Here is a 13,831-nt window from a genome sequence, read left to right as displayed (position 1 = left end):
ATCATGGCTACCAGAAAAGAAGCACTCACAAAGCGTGCGAGCCGTGTTCGCCGTCAGATCAAGAAGGTCGCAAATGGCCGTCCGCGTCTGTCGGTTCACCGCTCCTCGAAAAACATCTACGTTCAGGTCATCGACGACGTGGCCGGCCGCACGCTTGCAGCCGCTTCCACGCTCGACGTCGATCTGCGCAAGTCGCTGAAGACCGGTGCGGACGTTGCAGCAGCTGCTGCCGTTGGCAAGTTGGTTGCAGAGCGCGCTGCCAAGGCTGGCGTGACGGAAGTCGTGTTCGACCGCGGCGCCTTCATCTACCACGGCCGCATCAAGGCTCTTGCTGAAGCTGCCCGCGAAGGCGGCCTGAGCTTCTAAGAAATTTCGCCCGGTCTGCCTGAAGAAGGGGAGGCCGGGCGATTTGCGGTTTTACCGCATCACGTCCGGTACGCCGGATAATCTCAACCTGCCGTTCCACCCGCAAAAGAAAAAGGAAAAGGACAATGGCACAGGAAAGAAGAGGTTCGGGCAACGATCGCCAGAACCGCGAAGAACGCGATAGCGAATTCGTCGACAAGCTGGTCGCGATCAACCGCGTCGCCAAGGTCGTCAAGGGCGGCCGTCGTTTCGGTTTTGCTGCTCTCGTCGTCGTCGGCGACCAGAAGGGTCGCGTTGGCTTCGGTCATGGCAAGGCACGCGAAGTGCCGGAAGCCATCCGCAAGGCAACCGAATCTGCAAAGCGCGATCTGATCTTCGTACCGCTGCGTGACGGCCGTACGCTGCATCACGACGTCAATGGTCGTCACGGCGCCGGCAAGGTTCTGCTGCGCTCGGCCAAGGCTGGTACCGGTATCATCGCCGGCGGCCCGATGCGCGCTGTATTCGAAACGCTCGGCGTCCATGACGTTGTTGCGAAGTCGACTGGTTCGTCGAACCCATACAACATGGTTCGCGCAACGTTCGACGCTCTGAAGCACCAGGTGCATCCGAAGGACGTAGCAGCTCAGCGTGGCCTCAAGTATGCCACCCTGCAGTCGCGCCGCGCCGCTTCCGGCAATGCGTCGGAAGAATAAGAGGAGTCTGAACCATGGCTAAGGCTACGCAGAAGACTGAAGCAAAGACGGTTACCGTTCAGCAGATCGGCAGCCCAATCCGCCGCCCGGCCGAACAGCGCGCGACGCTGATCGGTCTTGGCCTCAACAAGATGCATCGGACCAGCACTCTGGAAGATACTCCTTCCGTTCGTGGCATGATCCGTGCTGTCCAGCATCTCGTTCGCGTCGTCGAAGAGAAGTGAGACGGAGGAATTGACCATGAAACTGAATGAGATCAAGGACAACGAAGGCTCTTCGAAGGACCGTATCCGCGTTGGTCGCGGTATCGGTTCCGGCAAGGGCAAGACCGGTGGACGCGGCGTCAAGGGTCAGAAGGCCCGTTCAGGCGTTTCGATCAACGGCTTCGAAGGCGGTCAGATGCCAATCTACCGTCGTCTTCCGAAGCGCGGCTTCAACAACATCTTCGCATCTGAATACGCAACCGTATCGCTCGGCCGTATCCAGACTGCGATCGATGCTGGCAAGCTCGACGCAAACGCGACTGTCGACGCAGCAGCTCTCAAGGCTGCCGGCGTCATCCGTCGCCTCAAGGACGGCGTTCGCGTCCTGTCCGGCGGCGAACTGACAACCAAGGTTTCGATCGAAGTCGCCGGTGCCTCCAAGGCTGCCGTCGAAAAGATCGAAAAGTCGGGCGGCTCGATCAAGCTGCTCGTGGTTGCTGAAACAGCCGCTGAATAAATCGTTTGAAAATAACCCGGTGTGAGCTTCACACCGGGTGATTTTATGTCCATATGTGAGCCTCACGATCCCCAAGGCAGTCCGGCCGGTCAGCTACCGGGATCAGACGGAAAAATGGGTGAGGCAGGCGATTGCGACAGCATCTCGCGCCCCCAGCTTTCTGAAAACAGAATCAAGACTGCGTTCCGGAAGGCACATGCCGCCGGGGGATGGGTCGGGCGGAGAATTGCATGGCTTCTGCAGCTGAACAACTGGCCTCAAATCTGAATTTCAAAACTTTCGCCAAGGCGGAAGATCTCAAGAAACGCCTGTGGTTCACGCTGGCAGCGCTTCTTGTCTATCGCTTGGGCACGCATATTCCGCTGCCAGGCCTCAACCCTGAAGCCTATGCGCAGGCCTTTAGCGGTCAGTCGGGTGGCATTCTCGGCCTCTTCAACATGTTCTCCGGCGGTGCTGTCGAGCGCATGGCGATCTTCGCCCTCGGCATCATGCCTTACATTTCCGCTTCGATTATCGTGCAGCTGATGACTTCGGTCGTCCCGTCGCTCGAGAACCTGAAGAAGGAAGGCGAGGCGGGTCGCAAGATCATCAACCAGTACACTCGCTACGGCACCGTGATTCTCGGCGCGCTTCAGGCCTACGGCATCGCTGCCGGCCTTTCGAGCGGTCAGGGCATCGTGTCCAACCCGGGCTGGTTCTTCACGCTCTCAACGGTCGTCACGCTGCTTGGCGGCACGATGTTCCTGATGTGGCTTGGTGAGCAGATCACCTCGCGCGGTATCGGCAACGGTATTTCGCTGATCATCTTTGCCGGTATTGCCGCAGGTCTTCCGGGCGCGCTCGCCAACACAATGGAACTCGGTCGTACCGGCGCTCTGCCGACGGCTCTGATTCTCACCGTTATCATCGTCGCGATCGCCGTCATTGCGCTGATCGTGTTTGTTGAACGCGCCCAGCGTCGGCTTTTGATCCAGTATCCGAAGCGTCAGGTCGGCAACCGCATGTTCCAGGGCGATACCTCGCACCTTCCGCTGAAGCTCAATACAGCGGGCGTTATTCCGGCAATCTTTGCATCCTCGCTTCTGCTTCTGCCGGCAACGGCTGCGGGCTTTGCCGGCAATTCACAGCTGCCAGATTGGGCAACGGGGATCATTGCAGCTCTTGGCCACGGCCAGCCGCTGTTTATGCTGTTCTACGCCATGCTGATCGCGTTCTTCGCCTTCTTCTACACGGCCATCGTCTTCAACCCGAAGGATACGGCTGATAACCTGAAGAAGCACGGCGGTTTCATTCCCGGCATCCGTCCCGGCGAGCGTACCGCGGAATATATCGATTACGTCCTGACCCGAATCACGGTCGTCGGCGCTATCTATCTCGTCGTGGTCTGCATTCTTCCCGAATTCCTGGTGGCCAGAACGGGCGTTCCGTTAGCCCTTGGTGGTACTTCGCTTTTGATCGTGGTCAGTGTAACCCTTGATACGGTTGCGCAGATCCAGGGACACCTCATCGCGCAGCAGTATGAGGGATTGATCAAGAAGTCGAAACTACGCGGTGGAAAGAGGGGACGATGAGACTGATTCTTTTAGGACCGCCGGGCGCGGGCAAGGGGACCCAAGCCCAGCGGATCGTGGAGAAGCATGGCATTCCGCAGCTCTCCACTGGTGATATGCTGCGGGCAGCCGTGGCAGCTGAGACCGAAGTCGGCAAGCGCGCCAAGGCAGTCATGGATGCGGGCAACCTCGTCTCTGACGAGATCGTCAACGCGATCGTCTCCGAGCGCATAGACGCGCCCGACTGTGCGAACGGTTTCATCCTTGACGGTTTTCCCCGCACGCTCGTGCAGGCGGACGCCACTGAGGCGATGCTGTCTGCCAAGGGGCTCGATCTTTCCGTCGTGATTGAACTTCGCGTCGACGATAAGGAGCTTGTCCGTCGCGTCTCCGGTCGCTATTCCTGCGCCCAGTGCGGGACGGTCTACCACGACTCGGATAAGAAGCCTTCGTCGGAGGGCACGTGCGACAAGTGTGGCTCGACCCACTTCAAGCGTCGGCCGGACGACAACGCCGAGACCATGACCAAGCGTCTCGAGGTTTACTACAAGGAAACCTCGCCGCTCATTGGTTACTACTATGCCAAAGGCAAGCTCAAGGTTGTCGATGGCATGGCCGAGATGGATACTGTCACGGCCGATATCGAAAAGATCCTTGCCAGTCTCTAAGACTGTCTTGGATGGGTTAAAGAATCTTGGGGTGGAGCAGTTGCATTCAAGCACTGATTCCGCTACACACCGCGCCAACTCGCGACAGTTTTACAGCGATCGGCGCGGATTCCCGCAAGGACATCCGGGGCGATCATTTTGCCTGTCTCGTATGAAGTTTGAACTGGCGACTGTTCCAAAGGTCGCTTTCATGGAAGAAGTACCGCTTGCCGGATGGCAACCGGAACGCAAGGAGAATAGACGTGGCACGTATCGCTGGCGTCAACATCCCGACTGCGAAGCGCGTTGTCATCGCGCTGACCTACATTCACGGGATCGGCCCGAAATTCGCACAGGAAATTATGGAGAAGGTTGGTCTTGCCGCTGAAAAGCGCGTCCATCAGCTGACCGACTCTGAAGTCCTGCAGATCCGCGAAACCATCGACCGCGATTATCGCGTCGAAGGTGATCTTCGTCGCGAAACCGCGATGAACATCAAGCGCCTCATGGACCTCGGCTGCTATCGCGGCCTGCGTCACCGTCGTGGCCTTCCGGTCCGCGGTCAGCGCACGCACACCAATGCCCGCACCCGCAAGGGTCCGGCAAAGGCGATTGCTGGTAAGAAGAAGTAATTTTGGATCGATAGTCGCAAAGCGGGCAGGGCTCCTGTCCGCTTTTTCGTGACTGTCTGATCTGAGGTGGAGCCGCTGGCATTACGGCGGTGCAGAGATCAACGAAAGGAATACCATGGCCAAGGAAGCCACACGCGTACGCCGCCGCGAACGCAAAAATATCACGTCGGGCGTTGCCCACGTCAACTCGACGTTCAACAACACGATGATCACCATCACCGACGCACAGGGCAATGCAATTGCCTGGTCGTCTGCTGGTGCCAAGGGCTTTAAGGGTTCGCGCAAGTCGACCCCGTTCGCAGCTCAGATCGCTGCCGAAGACTGCGCCAAGAAGGCTCAGGAGCACGGCATGAAGTCGCTCGAAGTCGAAGTCTGCGGTCCGGGTTCCGGTCGCGAATCGGCTCTGCGCGCTCTGCAGGCTGCCGGCTTCATGATCACCTCGATCCGCGACGTGACCCCGATCCCGCACAACGGTTGCCGCCCGCGCAAGAAGCGCCGCGTCTAATGGACGTTTTTGGAGCTCGCTTCGCAGCGATCTTCATCTGAACCCGGTAATAGCCGCTCCGTCTCCTGAAAGAGTCGAGGCGGCTTTCACCGTATAGCCGGAAGGGTATTTCCGGTGTTCCTCGTGCTCGGTTACCACGATTGGATGGTGGTAACGAACGGAAGGTAGTAGGTCATGATCCAGAAGAACTGGCAGGAACTGATTAAGCCGAACAAGGTGGAGTTTTCCTCTTCCGGCCGTACAAAGGCAACGCTTGTTGCTGAGCCTCTCGAGCGCGGCTTCGGCCTGACGCTCGGCAACGCGCTTCGTCGCGTACTTCTGTCGTCGCTGCGCGGTGCTGCTGTTACCGCAGTGCAGATCGACGGCGTTCTGCACGAATTCTCCTCCATCCCCGGCGTTCGGGAAGATGTGACGGACATCGTGCTGAACATCAAGGAAATCGCCATCAAGATGGATGGTGACGATTCCAAGCGTATGGTCGTGCGCAAGCAGGGCCCGGGCTCCGTTACCGCCGGCGACATTCAGACGGTTGGCGATATCGAGATCCTCAACCCCGACCACGTGATCTGCACGCTCGACGAGGGTGCTGAGATCCGTATGGAATTCACGGTCAACAACGGCAAGGGCTACGTTCCTGCCGATCGTAACCGTGCGGAAGATGCTCCGATCGGTCTCATCCCGGTCGATAGCCTGTATTCCCCGGTCAAGAAAGTGTCCTACAAGGTGGAAAACACCCGTGAAGGCCAGGTTCTCGACTATGACAAGCTGACCATGACCATCGAAACCGATGGTTCGGTCTCGGGTGAAGACGCCGTAGCCTTCGCCGCTCGTATCCTTCAGGACCAGCTGTCGGTCTTCGTCAACTTCGACGAGCCGCAGAAGGAAGCAGAAGAGGAAGCCGTCACCGAACTCGCGTTCAACCCGGCGCTCCTCAAGAAGGTCGACGAACTGGAACTTTCCGTCCGTTCGGCCAACTGCCTGAAGAACGACAACATCGTCTATATCGGCGACCTCATCCAGAAGACCGAAGCCGAGATGCTCCGCACTCCGAATTTCGGTCGCAAGTCGCTGAACGAGATCAAGGAAGTTCTGGCATCCATGGGCCTCCATCTTGGTATGGAAGTTCCTGCATGGCCGCCGGAAAACATCGAAGATCTCGCCAAGCGTTACGAAGACCAATACTAACAGGATCAGACTGCAGGCGAATGCCTGCAAGTGAAGGAGACACACCATGCGTCACGGAAATTCGGGCCGTAAGCTCAACCGCACCGCAAGCCACCGCAAAGCCATGTTTGCCAACATGGCGGCTTCGCTCATCACCCATGAGCAGATCGTAACAACCCTGCCGAAGGCGAAGGAAATTCGCCCGATCGTCGAAAAGCTCGTCACCCTCGGCAAGCGCGGCGACCTGCACGCTCGTCGTCAGGCGATCTCGCAGATCCAGGATCAGGACGCTGTTCGCAAGCTGTTCGATGCCATCGCTTCGCGTTACGCAACCCGCAACGGCGGCTACCTGCGCATCATGAAGGCCGGCTATCGTCAGGGCGACAACGCTCCGATGGCGGTCATCGAATTCGTCGAACGCGACGTCGATGCCAAGGGCGCAGCCGACAAGGCTCGCGTTGCTGCTGAAGCAGAAACTGCCGAAGCCGCATAATTCGATCCGAGGATCGCACTTTTCGAAAAGGCCGGGTGGAAACGCCCGGCCTTTTTCTTTTGGGAAATGAGGGGGGCGGGCTCGAGCATGACTGCACCACGATCCATACGCGTTCAGCGATGCCTCGCCACGCTGCTTGTGATCTCCGCGGGGCTTCTGCTGCGCCGCTTCGGTTACGATCTCGGTCTTTCCTTCTTTGTCGTGAAATACGGTGGGTCGGTTCTCTGGGGTGCGATGGTGTTTCTTGCGTTGGCCACGCTGACCGGATCGGTGAACATCGGCAGGCTCGCCTTTGCGGCATTCCTCATCGCCCTTAGCGTTGAACTCTCAAGGCTCTATCACACGCCCGAGTTGGATGCGTTTCGACTGACGACGGCCGGCAAACTGTTGCTCGGACGCGTGTTTTCCCTAAGGAATATCGCAGCTTACGCCGTCGGTATCGGCATCGCTGGCGCCGTCGAGTCGTGGCGCCTCAAACGGGGACGTAGATCTTCTGTTTGATATGCTTGAGATTGGCGACGATCGTGAAAGTCATCACCACCAGCAATGACCACGAACTCCATTTGCCAAGATGGACCACCGACCATGCCCCGATCTGGTTCGGATATTGCCAGATCCCGAAAAAGGTCGAGATGTTCTCCGCCAGCCAGATAAAAAAGCCGATCAGCACGAAGGCGACCAAAAGCGGCATCCGTCTGTCTCGATCGTAGGGCCGGAAGGTGACGGTCGTGCGGGCGTAAAGGCCGAGCGCACAGGCGGCGATATACCAGCGGTAGTCGCCGATGAAATGGTGAGTGAAGAAATTCGCGTAGATCGCAATCGCGATCAGGCCAGCCATCCAGTAGCTGGGATGGTGGTTGATCCGCAGATCGAAAAGCCGCCAGGCCTGGATGATGTAGCTCCCCACGGCGGCATACATGAAGCCGGAAAACAGCGGTACGCCCAGCACTTCCGTATAGGCGAAGTCAGGGTATGACCATGACTGGATGCTGCCGGAGGTCTTGAACACTTCGAGCGCAAAGCCAACCACGTGGAAAAGTCCGATCGCTTTTGCCTCATCCCAGGTTTCCAGCTTGCTCCAGATCATCAGGGACTGGATGGCGAGCGCGATGATCAGCAGAACGTCGTAGCGCGGGATGCCGAACAAGCCCGTTCGCGGAACGATGAAGATCGACACAAAAAACAGGCCGGCGAACAGGCAGGCCCGCGCTTCTTTGATGCCGAAGTAGAGAAACTCGATGACGAAACGCGTGATACCGTGGATCTCTCCAAACGGCCGATGGTTGCAAAGATAGACATCCAGCAAGGATAGTCGTCCGCCGTCCGCAGTCGATTCTGGTGTCATCAAAACATCTCCGCTGCACGGACTGAAGCCTGCGGTGACTGTGACTGTCAAGTCCGGGGGATGGCAGGCTGACCGGCCTGCCGAATGACTGAAGCTCCCTATATCGCTGTTGCCACATCCCGTTTTTTTAGCGACAATCGAGCCGTGACGCATTTGGTGGGAGGAGCCCGATGCATGACCCTGTTTCCCATGCCGACCAAGTCTACGCGTCGGCCAATTCCCCTGTCGCGAGTTCAGCTGTAGTCGCGTCCTGGCGCCGCTGCATGACCATGCATCACTTGGCGCCAGAGGACCGGCGGATGCCGGAGCGGGTGACAGAGCAGGAACTTGACGTCGCCCGAAAACAGTCGGAGCGTCTTATCGGGCAGGCGAGGGACGAGCTCGATCGGCTGTTCATGGTCGTCGGTCGCGCCGGCTGCTGCATCCTGATGACCGACAGCAAAGGTATCGCGCTTGACCGTCGCGGCGCAGCGGGCGACGACAAGGATTTTCGTGTGCTCGGCCTTTGGACCGGCTCGGTCTGGACCGAGGAGAGTATCGGCACCAACGGGATCGGCACCGCAATCGCCGACGACCGGCCGATATCGATCATCCGCGACCAGCACTTCTTTGCATCCAATATCGATCTGAGCTGCACGACTGCGCCCATTCGTGATCACCGTGGAGTTCTGGCCGGCGCGCTCGATGTCTCGACGTGCCGAAGTGACGCAAACGAAGGCACGATCGCCATCCTGTCGCAGACGGTGCGTGAGGCGGCATCCCGGATCGAGCTGAACCTGTTCCGAAACGCGTTTCAAGGTGCCCGCTTCGTGATGGTGCCGAGTGAGACGGGATCTCCAATGGCGCTCCTGGCTGTAGATCGCGACGACCTTGTGATCGGTGCCACGCGGGCTGCGCGATCGGCGCTGCGTCTGGACGACGATCGGATTGCGGAAGGGATCCCGGCCTCCGATCTACTTAACGAATCGAGCAGGGATGCGCGCGAACTCCTGGGCGATGCCGAGCGCTCGGCGCTTCTTCGGGCGTTGTCTCGTGTCCACGGCAACGTCTCGCTGGCAGCCCAGGTGCTCGGCGTCAGCCGTTCCACCCTGCATCGCAAGATGAAGCGATTTGGCATTGAATGACGGGGAGTTTTGTCGCAGACTTGCGACAGAGTGCATCGCGGTATCGCGGGTGAGGCCTGTTTTCACCACGCCAGAAGCGCAGATTCTGTTCCATCGGGTTCGCTTTGAACCTGTTCATCATGGGAGGATGACATGCTGCACCAGAAAATCGTTGAGTCACCGTTCAAGCTCAAATACGGCAACTATATCGGCGGTGAGTGGAAAGAACCGATCAGCGGCAAGTATTTCGACAACGTCACGCCGATCACCGGCGGCAAGATCTGCGAGATCCCGCGGTCTGACGAAAAGGATGTCAATGCGGCGCTCGACGCTGCCCACGCCGCCAAGGAAAAATGGGGCCGCATGGCGCCGGCTGACCGCTCGAACATCCTGATGAAGATCGCCCAGCGGATGGAAGACAAGCTGGAAGTTCTGGCGCAGGCCGAAACCTGGGACAACGGCAAGCCGATCCGCGAGACAATGGCCGCCGACATCCCGCTCGCCATCGATCACTTCCGCTATTTCGCATCCTGCATCCGTGCCCAGGAAGGTTCGATCAGTGAAATCGACCACGATACGGTCGCCTATCACTTCCACGAACCGCTTGGCGTCGTCGGCCAGATCATTCCGTGGAATTTCCCGATTCTGATGGCCGCGTGGAAGCTTGCACCGGCGCTTGCCGCCGGCAACTGCGTCGTCATCAAACCGGCCGAGCAGACACCGGCCTCGCTTCTGGTCTGGGCGGAACTCGTCGGTGACCTCCTGCCACCCGGCGTGCTGAATATCGTCAATGGTTTCGGTCTCGAAGCCGGGAAACCGCTTGCGACCAGCAACCGGATCGCCAAGATCGCCTTTACCGGAGAGACCACGACGGGGCGGCTGATCATGCAATATGCCAGCCAAAACCTTATCCCTGTCACGCTCGAACTTGGCGGCAAGTCGCCGAACATCTTCTTCGCCGATGTGATGAATGAAGACGACGATTTCCTCGACAAGGCGCTGGAAGGCTTTGCGATGTTCGCGCTGAACCAGGGCGAAGTCTGCACCTGCCCCAGCCGCGCACTGATCCAGGAATCGGTTTACGATCGTTTCATGGAGCGGGCGGTCAAACGCGTCGAAGCCATCACGCAGGGCAACCCGCTCGATAGCTCGACCATGATTGGCGCGCAGGCATCCTCGGAGCAGATGGAAAAGATCCTGTCCTATCTCGACATCGGCAAGCAGGAAGGCGCGGAAGTGCTGACTGGCGGCGTCAAGAACGATCTCGGCGGGGAATTGGCGAACGGCTACTACATCAAGCCGACGATCTTCAAGGGCCACAACAAGATGCGGATCTTCCAGGAGGAGATCTTCGGACCGGTGGTGTCGGTAACGACCTTCAAGGACGAAAAGCAGGCGCTGGAGATCGCCAACGATACGCTGTACGGGCTCGGCGCCGGCGTGTGGACCCGCGACGGCAACCGCGCCTATCGCTTCGGCCGGGAGATCCAGGCCGGCCGCGTGTGGACCAATTGCTATCACGCCTATCCCGCGCATGCGGCATTTGGCGGGTACAAGCAGTCCGGGATTGGTCGCGAAAACCACAAGATGATGCTCGACCACTACCAGCAGACCAAGAACATGCTGGTGAGCTACAGCCCGAAGAAGCTCGGGTTCTTCTGATCGATCTCAACCGAAGCGTGGGCTCCCGGCTGCAGGGTCGGGAGCCTTTCAATGTCTCGATGCGAACAGGAATGACATGATGGATGCGACAATCAACGGCGAACCGCGCGTCACGGCCACGGATTCCGCGCTGAACCTCATTGCCGAGATCCAGGCGGACCACCCGGACATCCTGTTCCACCAATCCGGTGGCTGCTGCGACGGGTCGTCACCCATGTGCTATCCGAAGGGCGATTTCATGCTTGCCGACCACGACGTGAAGCTCGGCGAAATCGGCGGCGTGCCGGTCTATATCAGCGGGAGCCAGTTCGAGGCCTGGAAGCACACACAGCTGATTATCGATGTCGTGCCCGGAAGGGGCGGCATGTTCTCGCTCGACAATGGGCGTGAAAAGCGCTTCCTCACCCGTTCTCGGCTGTTCGGCGGCGGCGAGGCCTGCGCCATACCTGCCATGCGTTGACGCCGCCCACTATGTCGTAGGCGCGGGCCGAGCCGGGCGGCTCTTGCCGCGCTTCCAGTTGAGGAACGGTTTTCTGAGCGGCCGGTAGGCGAGGAGCAGCCCGATCGCTGCGATATGGATAAACGGAACGAGCGTCACCGACTTCACCGCGAGCACATAGTGGAGCGCGCCGCCCAGTGCCACGAGATAGATCAGCTTGTGCATTTTCACCCAGGTCTGTCCGAGCTTGCGGATCGACCAGTTGTTGGATGTCACCGCAAGCGGGATCAGCAGCAGCAGGCAGGCAAAGCCGATTGTGATATAGGGGCGCCGCACGATATCGCTGCCAACAGCGCCGAAGTTCAGCTGCAGATCGAGCAGAAGATAGACGCTGAAATGGAACACGACGTAATAGAAGGCGAGCAGCCCTAGCGCACGGCGATAGCGGATCCAGTTGATCCCGAGAATATCGCGAAGGGGCGTGACGGCGAGCGTCAGGATGATGAAACGCAACGCCCAGATGCCGATCAGGTGCTCGAACGTCTTGACCGGATTGAAACCCAGCCCGCCCGTCGCGGCCTGATAGAAGTACCACGCCGCGGGACAAAGCCCCACGACGTAAAGTGCCCAGATGCTGGCGGCATGGTATCGGCGGGGCAGGGCTGGGATCGAGAGCATGGTCAGTAGTTCGCTTTCAGGTCCATGCCGGTATAGAGGCTCGCCACTTCGTTCGCATAGCCGTTGAAGGGCAGGGTATCGACGCGCTTGGTTCCGAAGAAGCCGCCTTCGCCGATCCGCTGTTCGGTCGCCTGACTCCAGCGCGGATGGTCGACGGCCGGATTGACGTTGGAATAGAAACCGTATTCCCGGGCGTTCGAATTCTTCCAGGTGGTCTGTGGCTGCTCTTCGACCAGCTTGATCTTGACGATCGACTTGATCCCCTTGAACCCATACTTCCACGGCACCACGAGCCGGATCGGCGCACCGTTCTGGTTGGGCAGCGTTTCGCCGTAGAGACCGACAGCGAGAATGGTCAGCGGATGGCGCGCTTCGTCAAGGCGCAGGCCTTCGACATAAGGCCAGGGTAGAGCCTGGAAGAGACCGCCTTGGCCGGGCATTTCCTCGGGACGCACGACCGTCTCGAACGCCACGTATTTCGCGCTGCCAAGCGGCTCGACCTGGTCGAGGATTGCCGCCAGGGGGAAACCGATCCACGGGATCACCATCGACCATCCCTCGACACAGCGCATGCGGTATGTCCGCTCCTCGAGCTTCATCTTGAGGATCTCGTCGAGACCGAATTCCTTCGGCTTGCCCACCATGCCCTCGACCTTGACGGTCCAGGGTGTCGGTTTGAACGCACCGGAATTCTGCGAGGGATCTTCCTTGCCGACGCCGAACTCGTAGAAATTGTTGTAGGTGGTGACGGCTTCTTTAGGCGTCAGCTTTTCGTCCAGCTTGTAGGGGCCGGGCGATGCGCTGAGAGCCGCAGCGAATGCGCTTGAGCCTCCAAGGACTGAAAGGCCGGCGCCTGCGGCGACGGTGCCCACGAAATTCCGGCGCGACAGATAGATGTCGCGCGGCGTGATCTCAGTCGGCGAAATGTGGGGTGGGCGAAATGCGGGCATGGCGGATCTCCTTCAGGCAAAAGCCTATCCTGTGCTTATACGTACCGCCGACAGGTTTGGTTTCACAGAGGCGGAGGAAAGGCATTAAACCACGTTTGCGTGAAAGAATTAGCGTTGAAACATACGCTAAGCCTTGAACCGGGAAATCGCATGCTCATTTCAGCTTTGACATTAATCAAGGATAGTGAGTATGGCGACGAAAACCTGGGATGCTGCCAGCGAACGCTTCACGGAAACCGATGCGGGCCGGATCGATCGACTGCGGCGTTTGCGGCGTATCCACGGCGTCGCCCGTATGATGGATACGGCGATCGGTATTCCCGGCACCCGGTTTCGGTTTGGTGCCGATTCCATCATGGGCCTTGTTCCGCTCGTGGGCGATGCCGGGGGCGCATTGATTGGCCTCTATATCGTCAACGAGGCCCGCCGCATGGGTGTGCCGAACGACAAGCTTGCAAAGATGATCGGCAACCTTGCGGTCGATTCTGTCGTCGGCAGCGTGCCGCTGGCCGGTGATCTGTTCGACGTCTTCTTCAAGTCGCACCGCCGCAACCTCAACATCGTTCTCGACCATTTCGGTGTGACGGCGGACGACCTCCGCGCGAAGCGATAGCGGACACGAGAAGAGGGTGAGGGACGGTGACGTTGCCTCACTCCTCAAGCGCCACGCCGAAGCAGAACCGCTATGAAACTTCGGCCTCGCCTACATCGCTGGGCAGATTTTTACCGCGCTGGTGAGAACCGTACCGTACCGTACTGTTTTTCGCCCCATTGCTAGTGACACTGGCTTTAGCCTGCAGTAGGACGGAGAAAACAAGGTCCTTTGCGCCGCGTCATCCAACGCGGTAAATAGCAATTGCTGAACGCGATCGAGGAAACATC

18 protein-coding genes are annotated in these 13,831 nt (G+C 59.0%); 15 read left to right on the top strand and 3 right to left on the bottom strand.

What is annotated here, in order from left to right:
* Window positions 1-3: 3 nt before the first annotated feature.
* The 11 genes from rplR to IFT59_RS09220 all read left to right on the top strand — a co-directional run bounded on the left by rplR (window position 4) and on the right by IFT59_RS09220 (window position 7,273).
* Window positions 4-366, top strand: coding sequence for a 50S ribosomal protein L18 (gene rplR, locus IFT59_RS09270; protein WP_062457734.1), 363 nt, complete (start codon window positions 4-6; stop codon window positions 364-366).
* Between the two features lie 125 nt (window positions 367-491).
* The gene (gene rpsE / locus IFT59_RS09265; protein ID WP_062457730.1) at window positions 492-1,061 is read left to right on the top strand and encodes a 30S ribosomal protein S5; all 570 of its coding nucleotides are present in this window, start codon (window positions 492-494) and stop codon (window positions 1,059-1,061) included.
* A gap of 14 nt (window positions 1,062-1,075) precedes the next feature.
* On the top strand, window positions 1,076-1,285 hold the full coding sequence (rpmD, locus tag IFT59_RS09260) for a 50S ribosomal protein L30 (protein WP_062457727.1): 210 nt from the start codon (window positions 1,076-1,078) through the stop codon (window positions 1,283-1,285).
* Window positions 1,286-1,301: 16 nt separating this feature from the next.
* Window positions 1,302-1,781, top strand: a complete 480-nt coding sequence (gene rplO / locus IFT59_RS09255) for a 50S ribosomal protein L15 (protein WP_062457725.1) — start codon at window positions 1,302-1,304, stop codon at window positions 1,779-1,781.
* A 230-nt stretch (window positions 1,782-2,011) separates the two neighbouring features.
* Complete coding sequence (secY, locus tag IFT59_RS09250) at window positions 2,012-3,352, top strand: preprotein translocase subunit SecY (protein ID WP_062457722.1); 1,341 nt, start codon at window positions 2,012-2,014, stop codon at window positions 3,350-3,352.
* The gene (locus tag IFT59_RS09245) at window positions 3,349-3,999 is read left to right on the top strand and encodes an adenylate kinase (RefSeq protein ID WP_062580269.1); all 651 of its coding nucleotides are present in this window, start codon (window positions 3,349-3,351) and stop codon (window positions 3,997-3,999) included. Before secY ends, IFT59_RS09245 begins: the two co-directional genes overlap by 4 nt.
* 242 nt (window positions 4,000-4,241) lie before the next feature.
* Window positions 4,242-4,610 carry a 30S ribosomal protein S13 gene (gene rpsM, locus IFT59_RS09240; protein ID WP_062457717.1) on the top strand — a complete coding sequence of 123 codons (369 nt, stop codon included), beginning with the start codon at window positions 4,242-4,244 and terminating at the stop codon, window positions 4,608-4,610.
* Window positions 4,611-4,725: 115 nt separating this feature from the next.
* Window positions 4,726-5,115 (top strand): 30S ribosomal protein S11, encoded by a 390-nt coding sequence (gene rpsK / locus IFT59_RS09235; protein ID WP_007766864.1) that lies wholly within the window; start codon window positions 4,726-4,728, stop codon window positions 5,113-5,115.
* Between the two features lie 174 nt (window positions 5,116-5,289).
* Window positions 5,290-6,300: a DNA-directed RNA polymerase subunit alpha gene (locus IFT59_RS09230; RefSeq protein WP_062457714.1), complete on the top strand. Its 1,011-nt coding sequence runs from the start codon at window positions 5,290-5,292 to the stop codon at window positions 6,298-6,300.
* 46 nt (window positions 6,301-6,346) lie between these two features.
* Window positions 6,347-6,772, top strand: a complete 426-nt coding sequence (gene rplQ / locus IFT59_RS09225; RefSeq protein ID WP_062457711.1) for a 50S ribosomal protein L17 — start codon at window positions 6,347-6,349, stop codon at window positions 6,770-6,772.
* Window positions 6,773-6,859: 87 nt separating this feature from the next.
* On the top strand, window positions 6,860-7,273 hold the full coding sequence (locus IFT59_RS09220) for a ribosomal maturation YjgA family protein (protein ID WP_249407521.1): 414 nt from the start codon (window positions 6,860-6,862) through the stop codon (window positions 7,271-7,273).
* Here the strand turns inward: IFT59_RS09220 and IFT59_RS09215 are convergent.
* Window positions 7,245-8,117 (bottom strand): DUF817 domain-containing protein, encoded by an 873-nt coding sequence (locus IFT59_RS09215; RefSeq protein WP_192086681.1) that lies wholly within the window; start codon window positions 8,115-8,117, stop codon window positions 7,245-7,247. The two genes, IFT59_RS09220 and IFT59_RS09215, sit on opposite strands and share 29 nt — an antisense overlap.
* A 170-nt stretch (window positions 8,118-8,287) precedes the next feature.
* Between IFT59_RS09215 and IFT59_RS09210 the strand changes: the two genes are divergently transcribed.
* The 3 genes from IFT59_RS09210 to IFT59_RS09200 all read left to right on the top strand — a co-directional run bounded on the left by IFT59_RS09210 (window position 8,288) and on the right by IFT59_RS09200 (window position 11,342).
* On the top strand, window positions 8,288-9,241 hold the full coding sequence (locus IFT59_RS09210) for a helix-turn-helix domain-containing protein (protein ID WP_192086680.1): 954 nt from the start codon (window positions 8,288-8,290) through the stop codon (window positions 9,239-9,241).
* Window positions 9,242-9,373: 132 nt separating this feature from the next.
* A complete protein-coding gene (gene adh, locus IFT59_RS09205; RefSeq protein WP_062580275.1) occupies window positions 9,374-10,882 on the top strand; it encodes an aldehyde dehydrogenase in 1,509 nt (502 codons plus the stop codon).
* 79 nt (window positions 10,883-10,961) lie between these two features.
* Window positions 10,962-11,342, top strand: a complete 381-nt coding sequence (locus IFT59_RS09200; RefSeq protein WP_192086679.1) for a DUF779 domain-containing protein — start codon at window positions 10,962-10,964, stop codon at window positions 11,340-11,342.
* Between the two features lie 9 nt (window positions 11,343-11,351).
* On the opposite strand, the gene msrQ is transcribed toward IFT59_RS09200, so the two are convergent.
* Entirely contained in the window at window positions 11,352-11,999 is a 648-nt protein-coding gene (msrQ, locus tag IFT59_RS09195) for a protein-methionine-sulfoxide reductase heme-binding subunit MsrQ (protein WP_192086678.1), read from the bottom strand.
* A 2-nt stretch (window positions 12,000-12,001) separates the two neighbouring features.
* Entirely contained in the window at window positions 12,002-12,949 is a 948-nt protein-coding gene (msrP, locus tag IFT59_RS09190) for a protein-methionine-sulfoxide reductase catalytic subunit MsrP (RefSeq protein WP_062580278.1), read from the bottom strand.
* A gap of 190 nt (window positions 12,950-13,139) precedes the next feature.
* On the opposite strand from msrP, the gene IFT59_RS09185 reads away from it, so the two are divergent.
* Entirely contained in the window at window positions 13,140-13,562 is a 423-nt protein-coding gene (locus IFT59_RS09185) for a DUF4112 domain-containing protein (protein WP_062457688.1), read from the top strand.
* Window positions 13,563-13,831: the final 269 nt, after the last annotated feature.

The organism is Rhizobium sp. CFBP 8752 (assembly GCF_014842035.1).
GTDB classification, from domain to species: Bacteria; Pseudomonadota; Alphaproteobacteria; order Rhizobiales; family Rhizobiaceae; genus Neorhizobium; species Neorhizobium soli.
Note: the sequence above shows the minus strand (reverse complement) of the source record. Positions and strands in the feature narration are given on the sequence as shown.

What these genes read in the sequence shown, in the direction of transcription:
- IFT59_RS09215 (WP_192086681.1), bottom strand. Translation starts at nt 8,117, where the DNA reads ATGACACCAGAATCGACTGCGGACGGCGGACGACTATCCTTGCTGGAT.
- IFT59_RS09210 (WP_192086680.1), top strand. Translation starts at nt 8,288, where the DNA reads ATGCATGACCCTGTTTCCCATGCCGACCAAGTCTACGCGTCGGCCAAT.
- rplR (WP_062457734.1), top strand. Translation starts at nt 4, where the DNA reads ATGGCTACCAGAAAAGAAGCACTCACAAAGCGTGCGAGCCGTGTTCGC.
- msrP (WP_062580278.1), bottom strand. Translation starts at nt 12,949, where the DNA reads ATGCCCGCATTTCGCCCACCCCACATTTCGCCGACTGAGATCACGCCG.
- secY (WP_062457722.1), top strand. Translation starts at nt 2,012, where the DNA reads ATGGCTTCTGCAGCTGAACAACTGGCCTCAAATCTGAATTTCAAAACT.
- adh (WP_062580275.1), top strand. Translation starts at nt 9,374, where the DNA reads ATGCTGCACCAGAAAATCGTTGAGTCACCGTTCAAGCTCAAATACGGC.
- rpsE (WP_062457730.1), top strand. Translation starts at nt 492, where the DNA reads ATGGCACAGGAAAGAAGAGGTTCGGGCAACGATCGCCAGAACCGCGAA.
- IFT59_RS09230 (WP_062457714.1), top strand. Translation starts at nt 5,290, where the DNA reads ATGATCCAGAAGAACTGGCAGGAACTGATTAAGCCGAACAAGGTGGAG.
- IFT59_RS09185 (WP_062457688.1), top strand. Translation starts at nt 13,140, where the DNA reads ATGGCGACGAAAACCTGGGATGCTGCCAGCGAACGCTTCACGGAAACC.
- rplO (WP_062457725.1), top strand. Translation starts at nt 1,302, where the DNA reads ATGAAACTGAATGAGATCAAGGACAACGAAGGCTCTTCGAAGGACCGT.
- msrQ (WP_192086678.1), bottom strand. Translation starts at nt 11,999, where the DNA reads ATGCTCTCGATCCCAGCCCTGCCCCGCCGATACCATGCCGCCAGCATC.
- rplQ (WP_062457711.1), top strand. Translation starts at nt 6,347, where the DNA reads ATGCGTCACGGAAATTCGGGCCGTAAGCTCAACCGCACCGCAAGCCAC.
- IFT59_RS09245 (WP_062580269.1), top strand. Translation starts at nt 3,349, where the DNA reads ATGAGACTGATTCTTTTAGGACCGCCGGGCGCGGGCAAGGGGACCCAA.
- IFT59_RS09220 (WP_249407521.1), top strand. Translation starts at nt 6,860, where the DNA reads ATGACTGCACCACGATCCATACGCGTTCAGCGATGCCTCGCCACGCTG.
- rpsK (WP_007766864.1), top strand. Translation starts at nt 4,726, where the DNA reads ATGGCCAAGGAAGCCACACGCGTACGCCGCCGCGAACGCAAAAATATC.
- rpmD (WP_062457727.1), top strand. Translation starts at nt 1,076, where the DNA reads ATGGCTAAGGCTACGCAGAAGACTGAAGCAAAGACGGTTACCGTTCAG.
- IFT59_RS09200 (WP_192086679.1), top strand. Translation starts at nt 10,962, where the DNA reads ATGGATGCGACAATCAACGGCGAACCGCGCGTCACGGCCACGGATTCC.